At 72.5% G+C, this 23,044-nt stretch carries 14 protein-coding genes; 5 read left to right on the forward strand and 9 right to left on the reverse strand.

The window, feature by feature from the left end; translation table 11 throughout:
• The first annotated feature begins 130 nt into the window (after positions 1-130).
• From QMZ92_RS07275 to QMZ92_RS07295, 5 genes are all read left to right on the forward strand, one after another.
• Entirely contained in the window at positions 131-727 is a 597-nt protein-coding gene (locus tag QMZ92_RS07275) for an acyltransferase (protein ID WP_283296390.1), read from the forward strand.
• A gap of 212 nt (positions 728-939) precedes the next feature.
• Complete coding sequence (locus QMZ92_RS07280; RefSeq protein WP_283296391.1) at positions 940-2,682, forward strand: D-glucuronyl C5-epimerase family protein; 1,743 nt, start codon at positions 940-942, stop codon at positions 2,680-2,682.
• A gap of 291 nt (positions 2,683-2,973) precedes the next feature.
• Positions 2,974-4,077 (forward strand): non-hydrolyzing UDP-N-acetylglucosamine 2-epimerase, encoded by a 1,104-nt coding sequence (wecB, locus tag QMZ92_RS07285; protein WP_283296392.1) that lies wholly within the window; start codon positions 2,974-2,976, stop codon positions 4,075-4,077.
• A gap of 145 nt (positions 4,078-4,222) precedes the next feature.
• Positions 4,223-5,641, forward strand: a complete 1,419-nt coding sequence (locus QMZ92_RS07290; RefSeq protein ID WP_283296448.1) for a glycosyltransferase — start codon at positions 4,223-4,225, stop codon at positions 5,639-5,641.
• Positions 5,638-7,773 carry a glycosyltransferase family protein gene (locus QMZ92_RS07295; RefSeq protein ID WP_283296393.1) on the forward strand — a complete coding sequence of 712 codons (2,136 nt, stop codon included), beginning with the start codon at positions 5,638-5,640 and terminating at the stop codon, positions 7,771-7,773. The genes QMZ92_RS07290 and QMZ92_RS07295 overlap by 4 nt, the downstream gene beginning before the upstream one ends.
• Before the next feature lie 145 nt (positions 7,774-7,918).
• Here the strand turns inward: QMZ92_RS07295 and galE are convergent, their stop codons facing one another.
• The 9 genes from galE to QMZ92_RS07340 form a co-directional block, all read right to left on the reverse strand.
• On the reverse strand, positions 7,919-8,887 hold the full coding sequence (gene galE / locus QMZ92_RS07300; protein ID WP_283296394.1) for a UDP-glucose 4-epimerase GalE: 969 nt from the start codon (positions 8,885-8,887) through the stop codon (positions 7,919-7,921).
• 82 nt (positions 8,888-8,969) lie between these two features.
• Positions 8,970-10,253, reverse strand: a complete 1,284-nt coding sequence (locus tag QMZ92_RS07305; protein WP_283296395.1) for a nucleotide sugar dehydrogenase — start codon at positions 10,251-10,253, stop codon at positions 8,970-8,972.
• Positions 10,250-11,911: a glycosyltransferase family 2 protein gene (locus QMZ92_RS07310; protein WP_283296396.1), complete on the reverse strand. Its 1,662-nt coding sequence runs from the start codon at positions 11,909-11,911 to the stop codon at positions 10,250-10,252. The genes QMZ92_RS07305 and QMZ92_RS07310 overlap by 4 nt, the downstream gene beginning before the upstream one ends.
• Positions 11,908-12,921, reverse strand: a complete 1,014-nt coding sequence (locus tag QMZ92_RS07315; protein WP_283296397.1) for a Gfo/Idh/MocA family protein — start codon at positions 12,919-12,921, stop codon at positions 11,908-11,910. The genes QMZ92_RS07310 and QMZ92_RS07315 overlap by 4 nt, the downstream gene beginning before the upstream one ends.
• Positions 12,918-14,036, reverse strand: a complete 1,119-nt coding sequence (locus QMZ92_RS07320) for a DegT/DnrJ/EryC1/StrS family aminotransferase (protein ID WP_283296398.1) — start codon at positions 14,034-14,036, stop codon at positions 12,918-12,920. Before QMZ92_RS07320 ends, QMZ92_RS07315 begins: the two co-directional genes overlap by 4 nt.
• A gap of 333 nt (positions 14,037-14,369) precedes the next feature.
• Positions 14,370-18,929, reverse strand: a complete 4,560-nt coding sequence (locus QMZ92_RS07325; RefSeq protein WP_283296399.1) for an Rne/Rng family ribonuclease — start codon at positions 18,927-18,929, stop codon at positions 14,370-14,372.
• A gap of 235 nt (positions 18,930-19,164) precedes the next feature.
• Positions 19,165-19,953, reverse strand: coding sequence for a TIGR03936 family radical SAM-associated protein (locus QMZ92_RS07330; protein WP_283296400.1), 789 nt, complete (start codon positions 19,951-19,953; stop codon positions 19,165-19,167).
• A gap of 545 nt (positions 19,954-20,498) precedes the next feature.
• Positions 20,499-22,328 carry a sensor histidine kinase gene (locus tag QMZ92_RS07335; protein ID WP_349307711.1) on the reverse strand — a complete coding sequence of 610 codons (1,830 nt, stop codon included), beginning with the start codon at positions 22,326-22,328 and terminating at the stop codon, positions 20,499-20,501.
• Entirely contained in the window at positions 22,318-23,031 is a 714-nt protein-coding gene (locus QMZ92_RS07340) for a response regulator transcription factor (RefSeq protein WP_283296401.1), read from the reverse strand. The genes QMZ92_RS07335 and QMZ92_RS07340 overlap by 11 nt, the downstream gene beginning before the upstream one ends.
• Positions 23,032-23,044: the final 13 nt, after the last annotated feature.

Consider the following 23,044-nt stretch of genomic DNA (forward strand, 5'->3'; position numbering starts at 1 on the left):
CTCCGGAGGGCGCCTTCACCTGCCGTCGCGGATCGCGTGAGCGGCCGCGACGGGCCGCCCGTCTCGGCCGCACGTCCGGGGCGGGCGGCCCGTATGCTCGGCCGGAGGCCAGACACCGGAAGGCAGAGAAGTGAACTACAGGGTCCAGCCCAGCGCCCAGGTCGACGAGGCCGCCGAGATCGGCGCCGGCAGCAGTGTGTGGGATCTCGCGCAGATCCGCGAGGGCGCCCGCCTCGGCGAGGGCTGTGTGATCGGCCGGGGCGCGTACGTCGGCACGGGCGTGCGCATGGGCGACAACTGCAAGCTGCAGAACTACGCGCTGGTGTACGAGCCGGCAGAGCTCGGTGACGGCGTCTTCATCGGTCCCGCCGTGGTGCTCACCAATGACCACAACCCGCGTTCCGTAGACCCCGAGGGCAAGCAGAAGCGCGGCGGCGACTGGGAGGCCGTCGGTGTGAAGATCGCCGACGGCGCCTCGATCGGCGCGCGTTCCGTGTGTGTCGCTCCCGTCCGCATCGGCCGCTGGTCGATGGTCGCCGCCGGCGCCGTGGTGACGAAGGACGTACCGGACTTCGCCCTGGTCGTCGGGGTGCCGGCGCGGCAGATCGGCTGGGTCGGCCGGGCCGGTGTCCGGCTGGCCGAGCGCGAGGGCGAGCCGGGCGTGTGGGAGTGCCCGCAGACCGGCGCCCTGTACGAGGAGAAGGACGGCGTGCTCACCGAGCGCTGATCGCAACCCGCCCGGGGCCACTCCGCCGGGCGGACGCCCCGCGGGCCGGGGCAGCGCGACGCTGCGCTCGCCAGCCGCGTGACGGCCCGGAGACCGGCTCGGCCATCCGATCGAGTCGGCCTCCGGGCTTTCGCGTGTCTGTCACGACTTACGCCCGGAATGTCCCCATAGGATCCGCAGCCATCGCCGATCCTCCCCGGGGGGCTTCAAGCATGGCCGAGAGCGGCAACACCCGACGGGACCGTTCCACACCGGAAGGTTCCACACTGGACCGCAGGCGGTTCATCCGGCTCACCGGCGGCACCGCGTTCGGCGCCGCCCTCACCGGAGCCGGCACCTGGGCGGACGCGGCGCAGGCCGCCCCGGGCGCGTTGGCCCCGGCTCAGCCGTTCCCCAAGGCGACGCTCCCGCCGCTCCCGCCCCTGCCCGACCAGCTCTCGGGAGGAAAGGTGACTCCCCCCGCGCCCTCCGTCCGCGCCCCTCGTGCGGGCGGCCCGCCCGCCCCGGCGGCCGTACGCGCCCCGATCCCCGACGCCCTCCCGTTCACCTTCCACGGCAGCGGCTACACCGCGGTGGATCTGCCGGAGCGGCTGCGGCCCTGGCGCGACCGGCCGACGCCCTGGTCGGGTGTCACGCCGGACACCGCACACACCTATCTCGACCGCGACGGGGTCATCATGTACCGCCCGCGCAGGTCGGCCCCGGGGTACGACCAGCCCGTCACCCAGATCCAGTTCGGTCTCGGCTGCGCCGCCGCGTACCGCACCACCCAGGACCCGGCACGCCGGGCGCTGTACCTCAGGCGCGCCAAGGCCCAGGCGAAGCGCCTGATCGACACCCGGGTCGAGGCGAGGGGAGCGTGGTACTTCCCGTACCCGTTCGACTTCACGCACGGCACCCACAGCGGCATCTCCTACCGGGCCCCCTGGTACTCGGGGATGGCACAGGGCGAGGCGATCAGCCTCTTCGTGCAGCTGTCCCTGCTCGACGGGGTCACGCCGGAGGAGCGCGCGCTGTACCGGACGGCCGCCGACAGGGCGTTCGCGTCGCTGCTGCGCGGGGACGACGGCGACCCGTGGGTGGTGAACAGGGACGCCGCGGGCTATCTGTGGATCCAGGAGTACCCGGTCGACGCGCCCGGCACGTCGGACCGCACGTACAACGGCATGATCTTCGCCATGTTCGGGCTGTGGGACTACGCCCGGATGACGGGGAACACTCTGGCGGCCCGCCTGTACGACGGGGCGTGCACCACGGTCGACCACTACTTCCCCACCCTGCGCAACCGGCGCTGGGCCTCGTACTACTGCCTGACCCACCGGATCCCGACGCCCTCGTACCACCAGCACCACATCAATCTGTACCGGCAACTGCACTGGCAGACCGGCAGTCCGCGCTTCGCCCACATGAGCGATCTGCTCACGGACGACCACCCCTCGGGCTTCCTGCCGGAGGGCTCGCCCGTCGTCCTCGCCGCCGGCACGCACACGCTGTACCGCTACGACACCGACCCGGACGGTGACTTCGTTGCGTCGAAGGGGGACACCGAACTCGCGCGCAGGACCGTCAGCCTGCCCCGCACCGGCCGGGCCACCGCGAACCGCCGCCGCCGGATCAAGGGCCGCGGGGTGGCCTACCGGATCGACTCGGGCCCCTACGCCGGCTGGTGGGCCGGTGAGTCCCACCCCAGGTGCTACCTGCTCGGGGAGTTCCTCCCCACCGAGTACCGGCCCGGCCGAACGCTGTCCTTCCCCGCGGGCGGCAAGGTGACCTGCCACCGCTACGGCCGGGACCACGGCGTCGCCGCCACCCGCACCGTGACGTTCGACAGACCGTCCGGAGCGCCCTTCGACCGGCGGTCGGTCGTGAACGGACGGCCGATGTGCCGTATCTCCGCCGGAGCCCTCGAGGGCTACTGGGTGTACGCCGGGGACGTCACCACCGACGGACGCTGAGCACCGCTCCGCCCGGTCGCCCGCGACCACCAGGGTCCACCACGGACCGCCCGCCCGCGCGGACGGTCCCGGGTGACCGGTTTTCGCCTGAATTACGCACACGGTTCACGAAATCGTTACGCGGTCGCGCCGTTGATCGCCTGGGGCGTTCTGACCTTTGCATGCACACGACCTCCGCCCGGTGCGGCCCCATGGCCCTGGGCCTGGTCAGTGCGCTGATTGCCTACCATTACGAGCAGTGTGAGACCGTGACACGCCTGCCCACGCCCGGACCGAGAAGAAGAGTGCTCAGTGAAAGTCATCAGCATCGTCGGCGCCCGTCCTCAATTGGTGAAGCTCGCCCCCATCGCGGCGGCGTTCGCGGAGACCGCGCACGAGCACTTCATCGTGCACACCGGGCAGCACTACGACGCCGACCTCTCCGACGTCTTCTTCGACGGTCTGGGCATCCCGGACCCCGACGTGCACCTCGGCGTGGGCTCCGGCAGCCACGGTGTGCAGACGGGCTCCGTGCTCTCCGCCCTGGACCCGGTCCTGGAGCGCGAGAAGCCGGACTGGGTCCTCGTGTACGGCGACACCAACAGCACGATCGCCGGCGCGCTCTCGGCCGTGAAGATGCACCTCCCGGTGGCGCACCTCGAGGCTGGCCTGCGCTCCTTCAACCGGCGGATGCCGGAGGAGCACAACCGCGTCCTCACCGACCACTGCGCCGACCTGCTGCTCGCCCCGACCGAGGAGGCCATGCGCCATCTCGCGAGCGAGGGCCTCGCCGACCGGGCCCGGCTCGCCGGCGACGTCATGGTCGACATCTGCCTGCGGATTCGGGACGCCGTGCGGGCCGGTGAGCACCCCGCTCCGGCGCTGCCCGAGGGTATCGACCCGTCGCAGCCGTTCCTGCTGTCGACGCTGCACCGCCCGGACAACACGGACGACCCCGAGCGGCTCTCCGCCATCCTGGAGTCGATGGCGAAGCTGCCGGTCCCCGTGGCGCTGCTCGCCCACCCGCGTCTGGTCGCCCGCGCCGAAGCGCACGGCATCAACCTGGCCCAGGGCAGTGTGCACGTCGGCCGGCCGCTGCCGTACGCGGGTCTGGTCGCCGCCGTGCTCGCCTCCACCGGCGTGGTCACGGACTCCGGCGGTCTGCAGAAGGAGGCGTTCCTGCTGGAGCGCATCTGCACCACGGTCCGCCCCGAGACCGAGTGGGTGGAAACCGTCGAGACCGGTTGGAACGTCCTTGTTCCCGACCCGCACGCCCTCTCCCCCGAGGAGTGGGCCGCGACGGTGACCCGCGCCGTGCCGACCGACGACCCCGGCACCCCGTACGGCGACGGCCGGGCCGCCCAGAACGTTGTCAGGATCATGGAAGAGTGGAAGGGGGGCAGCCGGCACGCGTGACGGAGCAGTGGCCCCGCGCCGCGCGCCCGCGACGGGCGACGCGGCGACCAGGTGGCCCGAATCCGTACATGTCACCGTGCTAGCGTCACCGACTATGTCAGCGTCTCCCGGATCCGGGCTGCCCGCCGAAGGCAAGCGGCCTCATGTGATCTACCTCGCCATCGGGTTCCCGCCGGCCGCCAAGAGCTCGGCCTACCGCATGCGCGAGACAGCGAACCAGTTCATCAACGTGGGCTGGGACGTGACCGTCGTCAACGTCGCCCAGGAGTCCTGGGAGCGGGACTCCGGCGTCGACCTCACCCTGCTGGACCAGGTCGACCCCAAGGTCAAGATCGTCGAACTGCCCCTGGCGCGCGAGGATCTCGAGACGGACATCCGCCTCTACGACGAGGCCCGTGCGCTCAACCCCAACGGCTGGGTCGCCAAGCTGCGCCGCCGTCAGATGAAGCCGTTCCCCGAGCCCAACTTCGGGGAGTGGCGCACCGACCTGGAGCAGGCGGTCCTGCGCATCCACGAGGAGCACCCGGCCGATCTGCTGCTCGCCAGCTGTGTGCCGTACGTGAACCTCGCCGCGGCCTGGAAGCTGTGGGAGGAGAAGCGGGTCCCGTACGCCGTGGACTTCCGCGACGGCTGGTCCATCGACGTCATCGAGGGCGTCGAGGCCTTCGGGCCCGACTCCGAGGAGGGCCGCTGGGAGCGGAAGATCCTCGACGAGGCCCTCTCCCTGTGGGTGGTCAACGACCCCATCGCCGACCACTACCGCAGGCGCTACCCGGACTTCGCCGACCGCGTCCACGTCGTGCGCAACGGCTACGACGCCGACAGCTCCCCGGGCCGCGCCCACGCCCCGGACCCCGAGTCCGGGCTGGTCTTCGGCTACCTCGGCACGGTCAACTTCACCCCGCAGCACCTGGAGACGGTGCTGAACGCCTGGAAGGCGGCGCGGGAGAAGGAGCCGCTGCTGGCCAACGCGCGCTTCGAGGTGCGCGGCCACATCGGCAACGGTGCCGGCCGGGAGGCCAACCGGCACACGGAGATCCTCAAGCAGGCCGAGGCCGACGGCGTCCACTTCGGCGGCCCCGCCGCCAAGGCCGAGGTCGCGTCGATCTACTCCGGCTGGGACGCGATGGTGCTGATCCTGATCGGCGGCCGCTACGTCACCTCCGGCAAGGTGTACGAGTACATGGCCACGGGTCTGCCGATCGTGTCGGCACACGTCGTCGAGCACGACGCGTCGAACGTGCTGAGCGGGCACCCGCTGTGGACGGGCGCCGTCGGCGTCGACGAGGAGGGCCTGACCGAGTCGTTCGTCCGGGCCGCCCACATGGCGGTGGAGACCAGCGACGAGGTGCACGCCGAAGCCATGGCCCACGCGGACCAGTTCACCCGTGAGGCGCTGATGACCGTGGCCGTGAAGAACCTCGTCGAGGAGTTCACGGCGAAGTACGCCGCACCGGGCGCGCGGGGCGTCGGGCCCGGCGGCACCCCGGCCGCCGCGCCGGGCACCGGGGACGTGGCACCCCTCGCCGAGAAGTCGACCGTCGCCGGAGGACCCACCCCGTGACCGAAGTCCTGTTCGTCGCCGCTGCCAAGCCGCAGTTCGGCGTGCTCGCCGACTCGGTGCGCAAGTTCAACGCCCTGGGCGCGCGGGTGCACCTCGCGGCCACGTTCCACCTGGAGTCCTCCGCCGAGGAGGTCGCCGCGCTGGAGCTGACCGGGCTGCACCAACTGCCGCAGAGCGTCGCGCACCGCAGCCAGGCACTGCGGCGCAAGGCGCGCATGTCCCCGCTGGGCATGCGGGTGTGGATGCAGTCCAAGAGCGACTCGTGGCTGCGCGAGCGCGCCCGCAAGGCCGACGTCATGGTCGCGCTCGACCCGGGCGCCGTGTACACCGTGTGGCGGCTGGCCCAGTACAACCGCAGTGCCGCCGCCATGTTCGGGATCGCGCCCGGCCTGAAGGCCGTCGAGGGCCTGACGTCCCAGGGCGGCAGCGTGCAGCGCCGTTCGGTCATCCCGCCACTGGACGCCGTCGCCCGCGACGTCCGCCGCTCCGTGGACGGGCTGCCGGCCGCGGTGATGCGCACCGCGACGGCTCGTCCGGTGATGCGCTCCACCGTCGGCGCCCGGCTGTGGCGCACCGCCGTCACCGCCCCCGGTGTGCCGACCAGGGTGCGCGCCGCGACCTCCCGCTACGTCGCCGAGGGCATGCAGTGGGCGGGCCGTACGAGCGGCGCCGCCATAGCGCTCGCCGATGCCGCGTCGAAGATCCCGGACCTCGGGCTCAAGGCGCAGCTCCTCGACGAGGGCGTGATGAAGGAGATCGCCAAGGGCCTCAGCCCGCGTCATCTCGACAAGGCGGTGGCGGCCCAGCTCGCCCTCGCGGACCGGGAGTTCGCCGCCGGCCGCACGGAGAAGGCGGCCACGGCGCTGGACCGTGCGCTGTTCCTGGACTTCCACCGGGTGCTGCACATCGACCAGCTGTCCTCGCCGCTGGCGAAGGACGCGGAGGGATTCGTCGCCCCGCTGTACCGCTCCAAGGCGATGCAGGCGCTGAGCCGTCCGCAGGGCCGGAGGACGCCGTACAAGAAGGCGCCCGCGGACCGTCCGCTGCGGCTGCTGGTCACCACCAGCGCCAACGACAACTTCCTGCACCACATCCTGGACCACTTCGGCGACCACCCCGGCGTCGAGCTGCGGTTCCTGGACCTGGCCGCGTCGAAGCACCTGAAGCGGATCGCCTGGGCGGGCCGGCGGATGCTGGAGGACCGGCTGTCCGGCGGCACCAGCGACTACCAGGAAGAGGTGGAGCGGCTGCTCCGTCCGTACCTCGACTGGGCCGACACGGTCTTCCTGGACTGGTCGGTGGGCCCCGCGGGGATGCTCACGACGATCGACCCGGGCGACACCCGGATCGTGGTCCGGCTGCACAGCTACGAGGCGTTCACGCGCTGGCCGCACATGACGGACTTCTCGCGGATCGACGACCTCGTCTTCGTCGCCCCGCACGTGAAGGACCTGGCCGTGTCGCTGGTCCCGCAGCTGCGCGGCGACCGGGCACCCCGCTTCCACATCGTCGACAACGCGATGGACCTGTCCGGCTTCGCCCGGCCGAAGCCCGCCGAGGCCCGGTTCAACCTGGGCCTGATCGGGATAAGCCAGGTCGCCAAGGACCCGAAGTGGGCCGTGGACGTCCTGGAGCGGGTGCGCCGCCACGACGAGCGCTACCGGCTGATCCTGGTCGGCGGCGACATGGACCCGAAGACGAGCCGCGCGACGCGCGAGTACCGCCGCGAGTTCGAGAAGGAGCTGGCTCCCCTGGAGGAGTCGGGCGCCGTGGTCCGGCTGGGCCCGACGGACGACGTTCCGTCGAAGCTCCAGGAGATCGGCACCATCATCAGTTCCTCGGTCCGCGAGGGCTGCCACGTGGGCCTGATGGAGGGCGCGGCGAGCGCCGCCGTCCCGGTCGCCCGCGACTGGCCCTTCTACGCGGGCAAGCCGAACAGCGCCAGGACCCTCTACCCCGAGGGCTGGGTCGTCGGCTCCCCCGAGGAGGCCGCGAAACGGATCCTGGAGGCCACGGCCACCGAGGAGGCGTGGCGGAACGCGGGCAAGCTCGCGGCCGAGCACGCGCTGTCCGTGTGGGACTGGCCCGTGGTGCGGAAGGACTTCGAGAAGCTGTTCCTCGAGGAGCGTTAGAGAGCGGTACGAGGAAGGGCCCCGGGACGAGTCCCGGGGCCCTTCCCTTCGGCCCTCTTGTCCTCGTGCTCTTCGCCGACGTGCCGGCCGGGTGCCTTCGGAGCCGTCTACCCGTCCGCCGCACGGCGGACGGGCGGGCTGGCGGCTACGGGTGGCGCAGCCGCCAGCCCGCCCACGCCGACTCGACCATCTCCCGCACCTCGTGGCGCGCGCTCCAGCCCAGCTCCGCGCGGATACGGCCGGCCGAGGCGACGACCCGGGCGGGGTCGCCCGGCCGGCGGTCCGTGACCTCGGGCTTGACGCCCTCGTGACCGGTGACGTCCTGGATGATCCCGACCATGTCGGCGACCGAGACGCCCTCGCCGCGGCCGATGTTGAGGACCAGCCGGGCGTCCGGGTCGGCGGCGAGCCGACGTGCCGCCGCGACATGGGCGGAGGCGATGTCCTCGACGTGGATGTAGTCGCGGATGCAGGTGCCGTCCGGCGTCGGGTAGTCGTCACCGAAGATCCGCGGCGCCTCGCCGGACGTGAGCCGCTCGAACACCATCGGGACGAGGTTGAAGACGCCTTCGTCGCCGAGCTCGGGCGTGGCCGCACCGGCGACGTTGAAGTAGCGCAGCGAGGCGGTGGCGACGGGGTGGACCCTGCCGACGGCCGTGACCAGCCACTCACCGGCGAGCTTCGTCTCGCCGTAGGGGTTGATGGGTGCGCACGGCGTCTCCTCGGTGACGAGGTCGACGTCGGGCATGCCGTACACGGCCGCGGAGGACGAGAACAGGAAGCGGCTCACCCCGGCGGCGACCGCCGCGTCGAGGAGGACCCGCAGACCCTCCACGTTCTCCCGGTAGTAGTGGAGCGGCTCCGCGACCGACTCGGCCACCTGCTTCTTGCCCGCGATGTGCACGATGCCGGTGACGGCGTGGTCGCGCAGGACGCGGTCGACGGCGTCACGGTCGAGGACGGTGCCGATCTCCAGCGGCACCCCGGTGGGCAGCCGCTCGGCGCGGCCCGTGCTCAGGTCGTCGAGGACGACGACGCGCTCGCCGCCCTCCGTCATCGCCTTCACCACGTGCGATCCGATGAAGCCGGCGCCACCGGTGATCAACCAGGTCATGGGAACCTTCCTGCAATCGGGCCCTGCCCCGGGGATCCGCGGGGCAGGGCCGGATGTCGTCGCGTACGGAGCGGGCCGTCCGTCAGCCGCCGATGACGACTCGTCGGACGCCGGACCAGCGGGCCGGGTCGGTGGTGCGGCGGCCGTCGACCAGGACGGTGACGTCCGGCAGGTCGGAGGCGGCCAGCTCCCGGTACTCGGCGTGGTCGGCCTGGAGGACCGCGGCGGTGACCTTCTCTCCCTGGTGGGGGGTGAGTCCGTGCGCGGACAGTTCCTCCGCGGTGTACATCGGGTCGGAGACGAACGGCACCGCGCCCCGGGCCTTGAGGGCCTCCACGGTGCCGAAGACGCCGGAGAAGGCGGTCTCCTTGACGCCACCGCGGTAGGCGGCGCCGAGCACGAGCACGTTGACGTCGGTCAGGTCGCCGTAGGCGGCGGCCAGCAGGTCGACGGCGTACTCCGGCATGGCGGCGTTGGCCTCACGGGCCGAGCGCACGACGGTCGCCTCCGGGTCGTTCCACAGGTACATCCGCGGGTAGATCGGGATGCAGTGGCCGCCGACGGCGATGCCCGGCTGGTGGATGTGGCTGTAGGGCTGCGAGTTGCAGGCCTCGATGACCTTCTTGACGTCGATGCCGTTCTTGTCGGCGAACCGGGCGAACTGGTTGGCCAGACCGATGTTGACGTCGCGGTAGGTGGTCTCGGCGAGCTTCGCGAGCTCGGAGGCCTCGGCGGTGCCCAGGTCCCACACGCCGTTCGGCTGCGGAAGGTCGTCGCGCTCGTCGAAGTCCAGGACCTGCTCGTAGAACTCCACACCGCGCCCGGTGGAAGCCTCGTCGATACCGCCGACGAGCTTGGGGTAGCGGCGCAGGTCGGCGAAGACCCGTCCGGTGAGCACGCGCTCCGGCGAGAACACCAGGTGGAAGTCCTTGCCAGCGGTGAGGCCCGAGCCCTGCTCCAGCATCGGCGCCCAGCGGGTGCGGGTGGTGCCGACCGGCAGGGTCGTCTCGTACGAGACGAGGGTGCCGGGCTTGAGGCCCTTCGCGATGGCCTGGGTGGCGGCGTCCATCCAGCCGAAGTCCGGGGTGCCCTCGGCGTCCACGAACAGCGGGACGACGACCACGACGGCCTCGGACTGTGCGACGGCCGCGGCGGTGTCGGTGGTGGCGGACAGCAGACCGGCGTCGACGGCCTGCTTCAGCTTGACGTCCAGGTCGTGCTCGCCGGGGAAGGGCTCGATGCCGGCGTTGACCAGCTCGACGACCTTCTCGTTGACGTCGGCGCCGATGACCTTGTGGCCCTTGGCGGCGAACTGCACGGCGAGCGGAAGCCCGATCTTGCCGAGCGCGACTACACAGATATTCATCGGGTCAGTTTCCTCTTCACACGGGACATCAGGTGACGCAGCCGGCTGCGCTCGCCGGACGACGAGGACTCCCACAGCGGGGCCGTGGTGATGACGAGCCGTCCCTTGGCGTTGGCGTTCGCGGAGACACGGTACGGGGCCTTCTCGCGCCAGCGCCGTGCCAGGGGCAGCGGCCGGTCCAGGGTCCTCACCGGGACCTCGTACGTGGAGCCTGCCACGTCCAGATAGGCGCGGACGCCGAGCTTGGCCCTGACGGGCCTGATCGGGATGCGGGCGGTGAGCAGCGTCCCCGTGCCGTCGTCGGTGGTGGTGCGGCTCAGCTCCCCCGCCGGGGCGGGCAGTTCGGTGCCGACGGGCAGCCTGCGGGCGCCCGGTTTGTCGGCGCTCTTCGGCATCGCCTTGTTCGCGAGGCGGATGACGGCGTGGTCCGTCTCACCCGTCACGGGGACGCGGACCGAGAGGGCCACGGCCAGCTCCTGGCCCTGCTGCTCCCACCACGCCGAGACCAGCCCGGTGCCGACGGCGAGTTGCCTGGGCACGGACTCGCCGATGACCTCGTACAGCCGGTCGGGCAGGCCCAGGGCCGGGTCGCGGAACCCGGGGTAGCGCAGATACGCCCGGCCGTCCTCCAGCAGCAGCGGAGGCGCTCCCCCGACGACCTGCGGACGTGGGGGCACCCCCGCGGCGGCCTCCTCCTCGATGGCACGGATCAGCTCGGTGACGGCCCCGCGCTGGGCCAGCGCGATCCGCACCCGCCGCTTGACGTCCATCGAGTCGCGGAGCGGCTCGGTGAAGTAGTCGTCGGCGAGGGTGGCGATTCCGGCGCAGACCTGGATCTGCGTCTCCCGGTCGAGCGCCGGGAAGTCGTCCTGGACCAGCTTGGCGAGCTCCCAGGTGAAGTGGCGCTTGAACACCGCGTCACGCCGGGGGCCCGCCTCGATGAGCCCGGCCGTGAACTTCATGATCTCGGCGGTGCAGCGCAGCCTCGCCAGGTGGTTCGCGCGGTACGTGATGTTGCTGGCGTCCCCGCGCTTGACCGCGTAGTAGTAGGTGTAGTCGGCGAGGACGGAGATCTTCCGCGCCCGGACGCACGCCTCGATCGTGAACGGCTGGTCGCTGCCGACCGGCAGGTCCTCGGGGAAGCGCAGCTTGTGCTGCTCGACCAGGTCGCGCCGGAACAGCTTGGTGTTGGCCAGTGTGAACGGCAGCGCCGAGTCGTACAGGCTGACGTCCGGGTCGCTCTTCTTGTACAGCGCCTGGTGGACGTAACGGCCGTTCGTGCCGACCATCTTGCCGACGACGACGTCGGAACCGTGCTCGTCGGCACAGGCCACCATGCGCTTCAGCGCGTCCCTGCCGAGGTAGTCGTCGGAGCCGATGAAGTACACGTACCGGCCGGTGGCCACCTCCAGGGCCCGGTTGCTGGGTGCGGCCGGGCCACCGGAGTTGGCCTGGTGGATCACCTTGACGGTGCCGGGGTATCGCTCCGCGAAACGGTCGAGCTCCCGGCCGCTGTCATCGGTCGAACCGTCGTCGACGGCCACGACCTCCAGCCGGTCCACTCCGATGCTCTGGTTCACCAGCGACTCGAGGCACTCGGTGAGGTACGGCATCGTGTTGTAGACGGCCACGACGACGGTGACATCAGGGGTGGTCAACTGGCCACGCCCTCCGGGTTCAGCTGCACGGTGGTACCGCTCTTGGCGGAGTCGATGACAGCGGCGGCGACCTCGACGGTCCGCAGGCCCTGGCGCAGCGTGCAGATGTCCCGGGACTTGCCGAGCACCGCGTCCCGGAAGAGCTCGTGTTCGACGAGGAGCGGCTCGCGCTTCGGGATCGCGTAGCGGATCATGTCGCCCTCGGAGACACCGCGGAAAGCCTGCAGGGCCTCCCACTCGGTGGCCACGGCGGCGTTCGAGTAGAACGTCAGGTCCGCGGTGAGGGTGTCGGCGATGAAGCAGCCGCGGTCGCCGGTGACCGAGGTGAAGCGCTCCTTGAGCGGGCTCAGCCAGTTGACGAGGTGGCTGACCATCGTCCCGTCGGAGAGCTTGCCGACGGCCGAGACCATGTCCTCGTGCGGGCGGCCCGACTTGGAGACGGTGTGCGCCGCGATCGACGTGTACTGCTGGCCGGTGACCCAGGCCGTCAGGTCGATGTCGTGGGTGGCGAGGTCCTTGACCACGCCGACGTCCGCGATGCGGTGCGGGAAGGGGCCCTGGCGGCGGGTGACGACCTGGAAGACGTCACCGAGCTCGCCGGCCTCCAGTCGGGATCGCAGGCTGCGCAGCGCCGGGTTGCAGCGCTCGATGTGGCCCACACCGGCGATCAGGCCGCGCGACTCGAAGGCCTCGACCAGCCGGCGGGCACCCTCGACGGTGTCCGCGACCGGCTTCTCGATCAGCGCGCCGACTCCGGCCCCGGCCAGCTTCAGGCCGACTTCCTCGTGCAGCGCGGTCGGGCAGGCCACGACGGCGTAGTCGATGCCGAGCGCGATCAGCTCGTCGACGGTGGACAGCACGGGGGCACCCTGGGCCCAGCCGTTCTTGTCCCCCATGGGGTCGACGACGGCGACGAGTTCGACGCCGTCGAGCGCGGCCAGTACGCGGGCGTGGTGGCGTCCCATGGAACCCAGGCCGATCAGGCCGGCCCGCAGTGCAGCGGCAGTCACAGGTTCTCTCCCAGCGCGTTCACAGCGGTGACGATGCGCTCGAGGTCGCCCTCGGTGAGCGAGGGGTGGACGGGCAGCGAGACGACCTCTGCGGCCGCCCGCTCGGTCTCGGGCAGGTCCCAGTCACGGCCGGCCTTCTGGTCCGGCTCCCAGTACGGCTTCAGCCGGTGGATGGGCGTCGGGTAGTAGACGGCGTTGCCGACGCCGGCCTCGGTGAGCTTCGCCATGGCGGCGTCGCGGTCACCGCGGACCCGGACCGTGAACTGGTGGTAGATGTGGCGCGCGCCCTCGGCGACGACCGGGGTCACCACGTTCGAGGCGGTGATGTGCTCGGAGAGGTACGCGGCGTTGGCGATGCGCTGCTCGGTCCAGCCAGGCAGCTTGGCGAGCTGGACGCGGCCGATGGCTGCGGAGACGTCGGTCATGCGCATGTTGGCGCCGACGATCTCGTTCGCGTAGCGCTGTTCCATGCCCTGGTTGCGCAGCAGGCGCAGGGTGCGGGCGACCTCGGCGTCGCCCGTGGAGATCATGCCGCCCTCGAGGCTGTGCATGTTCTTGGTCGGGTAGAAGCTGAACGTGCCGCCGGAGCCGAAGGCACCGACCGGGGTGCCGTTCAGCGCGGCCGCGTGCGCCTGGCAGGCGTCCTCGACGACTGCCAGCTTGTGCTTGTCGGCGACGGCCATGATCTGGTCCATCGCGGCCGGGTGGCCGTACAGGTGCACCGGCATGATCGCGGCGGTCCGCGGGGTGATCGCGGCCTCGACGGCGGCCGGGGAGAGGCAGTACGTGTCCGGGTCGATGTCGGCGAAGACGACGTCGGCGCCGACCAGGCGGACCGAGTTCGCCGAGGCGGCGAACGAGAACGACGGGACGATCACCTCGTCACCCGGGCCGATGCCGAGAGCCATCAGAAGGAGGTGCAGCGCGGAGGTGCCGGAGTTGACGGCGACGCAGTGGCGGCCCGCCACGAGCTCCGAGAAGCCCTCCTCGAACGCGGCCACCTCGGGGCCCTGGACCACCCGGCCGCTGCGCAGTACGCGTACGGCTGCTTCGATCTCCTCTTCACCGATGACCGGGCGGGCAGCGGGGATGGGCTGCGCGTTGCTGCTCGGCATTGGACGTCCTCCTTGAACACCGCGAGAGCTCTTTGTGGCAGAGGTCCGGGGTCTGCGGGGCGTCTTCGGGCCGCGCGAACCCCTCCGGCGTGATGGCCGACGCCCTACCGAGGAATGCTGGGACCGGTCTGTCCCTTAACCGGGCCGGTTACCGACCGTAGTCTCCGGGTGGGTCCTCGGCACGGCAGCGACCGCCGTCACATTATCAGGGATTTCTCAGGCAATTTCTGGGCCGTTAACAGGCCCAGGCATCAATTGCGAAACAAATGGCTTGTCCCGCCCCCGAGTCCGCAGGGGCGGGACACGAACGTTCAACCACCGGCCATGGATTGTTCAGCTTTCCGCCGACGCCGTCACGGTCGGCAGGCTCTGCTGCTCCGCGGCGGCGGTCTTCTTGGCGGCCGACTTGGTCGTCTTCTTGGCGGTCGTCTTCTTGGCGGTCGTCTTCTTCGCCGCGGTGGTCTTCTTCGCCGCCGTCTTCTTCGTGGCGGCCTTCTTCGCCGTGGCTTTCTTGGCGGTCTTGCGGGCCGCCTTCTTTGCCGGGACCTCCGCGGGTGCCGGGACGGCCTCCGCCTCGGGCTCCGGGGCAGCGACCACCACGACCGCGGAGTCGTCCGCGCCGGACGGCGATCCGGCCGGTGCGGTGACCTTGCGGGTCACCCGGCGACGGGCACGCGGCGGAGCGGCAACGGGGACCTCCTCGGCCGGCACCTCCGCGGCCGGGGCGGCAGGCGCCTCTGCGGGGGCAGGGGCCTCTGCGGCCTCGGTCACGATCTCGGCGGCCTCGCTGCCCTTCGGGGAACCGGCCGGAGCCGACGCCTTGCGGGTGGCCCTGCGGCGGGTGCGGCCCGCGGGGGCGGGCTCCTCCACCGCGGCGGGCGCGGCCTCGGGCTCGCCCGCCGGGGCGGGGGCCGTCTCGGCGGTCTCCTCGTCCCGGACCGGCTCGGCCCGCTTCACCTCGGCCTCGACCGGCTCGGCCCGCTTCGGCGCGCCGGCCGGGGCGGTCGCCTTGCGGGACGCCCGGCGACGGCCGCGGCGGGACGCGGCGGCCTCGGCCTCGGCGGCGCTGCCGTACAGCTCCTCGTCCGGGGCGAAGGCGGGCTCGGGCAGGGCCGACGGCGCCGCGGCCTCGGCCGCGACCTCCGCCTCGGTCTCGGCTTCCTCGACCTCGCTCGGCGGGGCCTCGGCGCCCGGCGCCTCGACGACCACCTCGTGCTCGTGGACGTGCTCGGCGCCACCGCGGCCGCGCTTCTTCCGCTTGCCGCCACCGCCGCCGACGGCCGACGGCTGCTCCATGTGCACGACCACACCGCGGCCGTTGCAGTGCACGCAGGTCTCGGAGAACGACTCCAGGAGCCCCTGGCCCACCCGCTTGCGGGTCATCTGCACCAGGCCCAGCGAGGTCACCTCGGCCACCTGGTGCTTCGTGCGGTCCCGGCCCAGGCACTCCAGCAGGCGCCGCAGCACCAGGTCGCGGTTGGACTCCAGCACCATGTCGATGAAGTCGATGACGACGATGCCGCCGAGGTCCCGCAGCCGCAGCTGACGCACGATCTCCTCGGCCGCCTCCAGGTTGTTCCTGGTGACGGTCTCCTCGAGGTTGCCGCCCTGGCCGGTGAACTTGCCGGTGTTGACGTCGACCACGACCATCGCCTCGGTCTTGTCGATCACCAGCGAGCCACCGGACGGCAGCCAGACCTTCCGGTCCAGCGCCTTCATCAGCTGCTCGTCGATCCGGTGCACCGCGAAGACGTCGGTCTCGCTGGTCCAGCGCTGCAGACGGTCCGCCAGGTCGGGCGCCACGTGCGACACATAGCCGTGGATGGTCTCCCACGCCTCGTCACCGCTCACGACGACCTTGGAGAAGTCCTCGTTGAAGATGTCGCGGACGACCCGGACGGTCATGTCCGGCTCGCCGTAGAGAAGGGTCGGGGCGTTGCCGCTCTTCGCCTTCTTCCGGATCTCCTCCCACTGGGCCTGCAGCCGCTCGACGTCACGGCGCAGCTCGTCCTCGCTGGCACCCTCCGCGGCGGTGCGCACGATGACGCCCGCGTCCTCGGGGACGATCTTCTTGAGGATGGTCTTCAGCCGGGCCCGCTCGGTGTCGGGGAGCTTGCGGCTGATGCCCGTCATCGATCCCTCGGGCACGTACACCAAGTACCGGCCGGGGAGGGAGACCTGGCTCGTGAGCCGGGCGCCCTTGTGGCCGATCGGGTCCTTGGTGACCTGCACCAGGACCGACTGGCCCGACTTCAGCGCGGTCTCGATACGGCGCGGGCCGTTCGCGAGGCCGAGCGCCTCGAAGTTCACCTCGCCCGCGTACAGGACCGCGTTGCGGCCCTTGCCGATGTCGACGAAGGCGGCCTCCATCGACGGCAGGACGTTCTGCACCTTGCCCAGGTAGACGTTGCCGACGTACGACGTCGACTGCTCCTTGTTGACGTAGTGCTCGACGAGCACGTTGTCCTCGAGGACGCCGATCTGGGTACGGTCCCCGAACTGCCGGACGACCATCACGCGTTCGACGGCCTCACGGCGCGCCAGGAACTCCGCCTCGGTGATGATCGGCACCCGGCGGCGGCCCTGCTCGCGGCCCTCACGGCGGCGCTGCTTCTTCGCCTCCAGCCGGGTGGAGCCCTTGATCGACTGCACCTCGTCGGCCGGCTCCGCCTTGGGACGCGGCTCACGGATCTTCACGACCGTGCGCTCCGGCTCGTCGGTGCCGGGCTCGGCCTCGGCGGTATCACCGCTGCGACGGCGGCGGCGACGACGGCGGCGGCTGCTGCTGGTGCCCGCGGCGGACGGGGTGGCGGCGTCCTGCTCCTGCTCCTCCTCGTCGCCCTCGGCCTCCGACTCCTCGTCGCCCTCGGCCTCCGACTCCTCGTCGGTCCCGGACTCGGCGGCCTCGGCGGACTCGCCACGGCGACGGCGGCGACCGCCACGGCGGCGACGGCGGGAGGGACGGCCCTCGTAGTCGTCGGACTCCTCGGTGTCCTCGGTGTCCTCTGCTGCCGGCTCCTCGGCCTCGACCTCGGCCTCGTCGGCGGGCTCGGTCTCCGTGGTCTCGACCGCGAGCGGGGACTCGGCGCGACGGCGACGGCGACGGCGCGGGGCAGTCTCGGCGGCCGGGGCCTCAGTGGTCTCCTGCTCGTCCTCGTCCTCGTCGGAGGCGGCGGCCTCGGCGGCAGCCGCGGCGGCGGCCGTCTCCGGGGTCTGGAACACCGGCTCGGTGAAGACCGGGGCCTGGAACACCGGCACGGCGGGCCTGCCGGACCGGCGCCCGCGGGCGGGCGGCTCGGTCTTCTCCTCGCGCTCGCCCTTCGCGGGCTCGTCCTTCGTGGGCTCGGCGGCGGACTGCGCGGCGGTGGCCCGGCGGCGTCCCCGGCCCCGGGAAGCGGCCTTCTCGGCGGCCTCCAGCTCGGACTCGTCGGCGGTGATGCGCGCGACGGCGTCCTCGGGCAGGCCCTCGCCCGCCACGGACGCGTCCTCCGCGGTGGTCTCGGCCTCCGGCGCACCGGCCGGAGCGGTCGCCCGGCGCGTCGCACGACGACGCGTACGAGCCCGCGGCGCCTCCTCCGCGCTCTCCTCGGCAGCCGGCGCCTCGACGGCGGCAGCGGCGGCCTCACCGGACTCGGCAGCGGCCTCGGCCTCCGGCGCACCGGCCGGAGCGGTCGCCCGGCGCGTCGCACGACGACGCGTACGAGCCCGCGGCGCCTCCTCCGCGCTCTCCTCGGCAGCCGGCGCCTCGACGGCGGCAGCGGCGGCCTCACCGGACTCGGCAGCGGCCTCGGCCTCCGGCGCACCGGCCGGAGCGGTCGCCCGGCGCGTCGCACGACGACGCGTACGAGCCCGCGGCGCCTCCTCCGCGCTCTCCTCGGCAGCCGGCGCCTCGACGGCGGCAGCGGCGGCCTCACCGGACTCGGCAGCGGCCTCGGCCTCCGGCGCACCGGCCGGAGCGGTCGCCCGGCGCGTCGCACGACGACGCGTACGAGCCCGCGGCGCCTCCTCCGCGCTCTCCTCGGCAGCCGGCGCCTCGACGGCGGCAGCGGCGGCCTCACTGGTCCCGGCGGCGGCCTCGCCCTGCTGCGGCGCGCCCGCGGGGGCGGTGGCCCGGCGGCGGGTACGGCGCGCGGGCGCCTCGGCGGGCCCGGTTTCCGCGGCGGTCTCGCTCACGGCACCTTCCTCAATGTCTTCGTCGGCGGCGACGGCCTCGGCCGTGTGCGCCGGAGCAGGCGAGGTCGCGGCCGCCTCGGCGGAGGCGGGCTCTGCGACGACCTCGGCGGGGGCCGGCGAACCGGCGGGCGCGGTGGCCTTGCGCGTCGCCCGGCGGCGGGTACGCGGCGCGGGCGCCTCCACGGCGGCCTCGGCGGCCGGTGCGGCCTCGGGGGCAGCGGAGGGCTCCTCGGCCCGGTCGGCCGGTTCCGCGACGGAAGCGGCGGCCTCGGCGGCCGGCGAACCGGCGGGCGCGGTGGCCTTGCGCGTCGCCCGGCGGCGGGTACGCGGCGCGGGCGCCTCCACGGCGGCCTCGGCGGCCGGTGCGGCCTCGGGGGCAGCGGAGGGCTCCTCGGCCCGGTCGGCCGGTTCCGCGACGGAAGCGGCGGCCTCGGCGGCCGGCGAACCGGCGGGCGCGGTGGCCTTGCGCGTCGCCCGGCGGCGGGTACGCGGCGCGGGCGCCTCCACGGCGGCCTCGGCGGCCCCGTCCTGCGCGGACGGTATGGCGTCCGAAAGGGACGCGGTCACATCGGCGACGGTCTCCACCTGTGCGGAACCCACGGGCGGGCCCGCCGGCCGCGACGCGGCACGACGGCGGCGCGGGGGCAGCGTGTCGCTGGGGGTGGAGCTGTCGTTCTCTTCGGTGTCCCCGGCCATACCGGGGTCCTTCGGTTCGAGCATGCGGGCGGTTCTCCCGTCACGCCCCCGGGCGCCGAGCCTCGATCCGGTCCGGTGGCACGTCCCGCGTGATGAGTGCGGGGCCTCCGTCCGGGGCGCGGGCGCCGCACGGGAGCTGTATGTCTGGCTCGCCGGTTCCGTACGCGATGTACGCACGGCCTGGCGAAAGTCTTCTGGTCACTGCGCTGCCCGACCCAGGTGGCTCCCGAGTACGAGGGCGGCGCTACAACGACCGCCCCTACGCGGAACCGGTACCAGCGGGCGCCGTCGCGGCGGCTCCGGCGACCCCTGAGCGATCGGCTGGGGCGGCCGTGACTGCCTCGCGGTCGGGCGCGAGCGGGTCGGTCACCGTGCCGGACTCCTCGTCGAAGAGCCCCTGCGCCAGCCTGGTCACCGCTGCGGGGACCGGCGGCGCCAGGTCGGCCACAGCTCGGAGACCGGACAGGACGTCGTCGGGTCGCACGGCAGGTGTCACGTGCCGAACAACCAGCCGCAGTATCGCACAGGGCCCGTCCGCGGGCCTATCAGGCTGTGGACAACTCGCCTGCAGGTCGGCCACCGCACCACGGGCGTCGAAGGTCCGAATCCCGTTCTTCGTCTTGCGGCGGACCTCGACGACGTCCGCCGCGAGGAACGCGGCGACCGCCTTCTCGGCCTCCTCCACCGCGACACCGTCGAGCCGCAGCTCCCACACGGACGCCGTCAGCCGGTCGGCCAGCCCGGACGTACGGGCCTCGACGGCGTCGACGATGTCGAGCCCGGTGGGCAGCGACTCGTCGAGGAGCTCGCGCAGCTTCGCCGGATCACGATGATCGGTCAGCGCGATCTCGAGGTACTCGGCCTCGGACCCCGTACCCGTCGGGGCGGCGTTGGCGTACGACACCTTCGGGTGCGGGGTGAAGCCCGCCGAGTACGCCATCGGCACCTCGGCGCGGCGCAGCGCACGCTCGAAGGCGCGCTGGAAATCGCGGTGGCTGGTGAACCGGAGGCGGCCGCGCTTGGTGTAGCGCAGTCGGATGCGCTGCACCGCGGGTGCGGGCGGCGGGCCTTCGGGCTGTCGCTTGCCCAGTGGTTCTTCTCCTCGGTGCGGGGCGGACGCCTTCCTGCGCCGCCCTTTGTGGCCTTCGGACCCCTGGAGGGCGGCCCGCCCGGTTCACCCCCGCTCGCGCAAGGAGATCTCGGGCCCGGGCGCCACGCCGGGGACAGTCGGTATGTGTTGCGCACCACCCAGGTTACGCGCCCGGACGGGTGCGGGCTCCACGGCCCCGGGCCGCAGGGGGCCCACCCGCACCGGGATCCTGATCGCCACGGCCGGACGGCCCTCGGGCTCGACGTGCTGCTCGCGCTTCTCCGGCTCCATGGCCGAGGAGACGCGACGGCCCGGCCCGGGGTTCTCCCCGGGCCGGGCTGTCACAGCAGTGTTACTCGACCACGGTCAGCGGCAGCAGCTTCTTGCCGGTGGGACCGACCTGAATGGCCGTGTCCGTCTGCGGCGACGAGGACGCAGAGCCCATCCAGCAGAGCCAATCCATCGGACGGCGTCCGGCGACTTGACGGCGAGCGATCCGCCCGTCACGTCGGCAGGCAGAGGGTGAAGACGGTGCCGCCGCCGGGGGTGCTGGCCACTGACACGGTCCCGCCGTGGGCCTCCACGAGCTTGCGGACGATGGACAACCCCAGTCCGCTGCCGCCGGTCTGCCGGCTGCGGGACTTCTCGGCTCGCCAGAACCGCTCGAAGACGTGGGGCAGGTCGACCGGGCTGATCCCGGTACCGGTGTCGGATACCTCGATCAGGAGGCCGTGTTCACCGCGCCGGGCTCGCAGGGTGATCCGGTCGCCCGGTGAGGTGTGGCGTAAGGCGTTGGAGACCAGGTTGCCCACCGCCTGGCGCAGCCGTAGCGGGTCCGCGGACAACTCCGTGCCGCCTTCGACGTGTACGTCGAGGGCGATTCCGGCCGCTTCGGCGTGGGCGCGGTGGCCGGCGGCCACCTGGTGCAGGAGGTCCTCCGCGTGGATCGGTTCGGGATACAAGCGCATGGTGCCCGCGTCGGCGGCGGCGAGGTCCTGGAGGTCGTCGATGATGTGCTGGAGCAGCAGGGTCTCCTCCAGCAGGGAGGCGTTCAGCCGCTCGTCGGCGGGGATGACTCCGTCCTGGGCCGCTTCGAGCGTGCCGCGGATGGTGCTGAGCGGCGTGCGCAGCTCGTGGGCGATGTCGCTGACCATGACCTTGCGCTGTTCCTCGGCCAGTGCGCGGTGCTCGGAGAGGTCGTTGAAGGCCGCGGTGAGGAGGCCGATCTCGTCCCGGGTGGTGACCGGGACCCGGATGTCGGGCAGCGCGGGGTGGCGGGCGGCGCGGGTGAGCGCCCGCAGCGGGCGCACGAGGCGCAGCCCCACCAGGACGGTGACCCCGACGGTGACCAGCAGGACCAGGGCGGTCACGGTGACGATGCGGCCGGCGTTCGCGGAGGACAGATCGAAGCCGGGTACCGCACCGTCGGACTCGGCGCTGACGTACAGCAGCGCCGCCGGAGCCACCGAGGAGGCGAGCTGCTCCCGCCGACTCGTGTCCACGCAGTTGCGCGTCGCAGCATCCGCGTCGCCCTCCCGTCGGGGCGGCCGGAAGTCGAGGCCGATCTCCACGGGCGGCAGGTGCAGACGTTCCAGACACGCGGCGACCAGTGCGTTCAGGCCGGCCAGCGCGCTGCGTTCGCCGGCGGTGGGCGCGTCGAGGTCCGCCAGTGCGCAGGGCTCGCCGGTGAAGGTGCCGGACGGGGCCTGGTCTCCGTCTTCGTTCCGCAGCTTCTTCGCGAGCTGCTCCGACGGTCCCGTGACCTCGATACGGGTACGGCCCGCGGGGGTGACGGAGGCGCGGTGGTCCCAGCCGAACTGGGTGAGGCATTCGGCGGCCTTCCCGGCGGCGCCGGCCAGTCGGCTCCGGTCTGCCTCGGACAGACGGTAGGGGCCCACGGCCTGGGGATCGATGCGGTCGGCGCCGGAGGAGGGTTCGAGGGCGGGGTCCACCCACAGCGGGTCGATGACCGCGAACGCCTGGTGCGGGAGGGATTCGGCGTGCGGCGCGGAGTCCGCGAGGGTGCGGCGCTCGCGGTCCTGCGTGATGAGGGTGATGCGCCGCCCGGTGCGCTCGGAGAGGTCCCGTACGGTCTGACCGACGCTCTCCCAGCCCGGATGCGTGGCCGCGTACGTCATCAGCGTGCGGTAGACCGCGGTGTCGTCGGCGAGCACCTGTCCCTGCTGTTGCCGGATGGCGACGGCCGTCGTCCGTACGGCCAGCCAGGCGGTTGCCGTGACCGCGCAGACGGCGACGAGCAGGGCCGCGGCGAGCAGCCGGAACATCAGACTCCGGCGCAGCGGAAGCCGGGCCCGGGCAGGGTCAGCGTGCACGGCCGTCCTCCCCGGCGCCGTCGGCGAGCTTGTAGCCGACCCCGTACACCGTCAACAGGTGCACCGGGCGCCGCGGATCCGGTTCGATCTTCTTGCGCAGGTTCAGCACGTGGACGTCGACGGTGCGCTCGGTGATGTAGTGGTGGGTCCCGCGAGTGACCCCAAGCAACTGCTTCCGGGTGAAGACCCGTTCCGGCTCGGCGGCCATCACGGCGAGGATCTCGAACTCGCCGGCCGTGCAGTCCACGGGCCGTCCGTCCACGAGCACGGTGCGGCGCAGCGGGTGCACGGTGAGGCGGCCCGCGCGCAGGACCGGCGACTCCTTGGCCGGGGAGGAGCGCTCCGCCCGCCTGAGCAGACTGCGTATCCGGGCCATCAGCTCGCGCGGGCTGTAGGGCTTGGTCATGTAGTCGTCGGCACCCAGGTCGAGCCCCCGCAGCAAGTCCTCCTCGGTGGAGCGGGCGGTCAGCATGAGGACAGGCAGGTCCGACTCCCGGCGCAGGATCCGGCACACATCGAGGCCGTCGACTACGGGCATCATCACGTCGAGCACCAGCAGGTCGGGAGGTCGCCGGCGGGCCTCTTCGAGGGCCGCCGGCCCGTCGTGGACCAGCCGTGGGACGTGCCCCTCGTGTTCGAGGTAGCGGCCGATGATCGCGGCCTGTTTGATGTCGTCCTCGGCCACCAGGACATATGCGCACATGCGGGGAGCCTAT

The organism is Streptomyces sp. HNM0645, assembly GCF_030056615.1.
Lineage (GTDB): Bacteria > Actinomycetota > Actinomycetes > Streptomycetales > Streptomycetaceae > Streptomyces > Streptomyces marianii.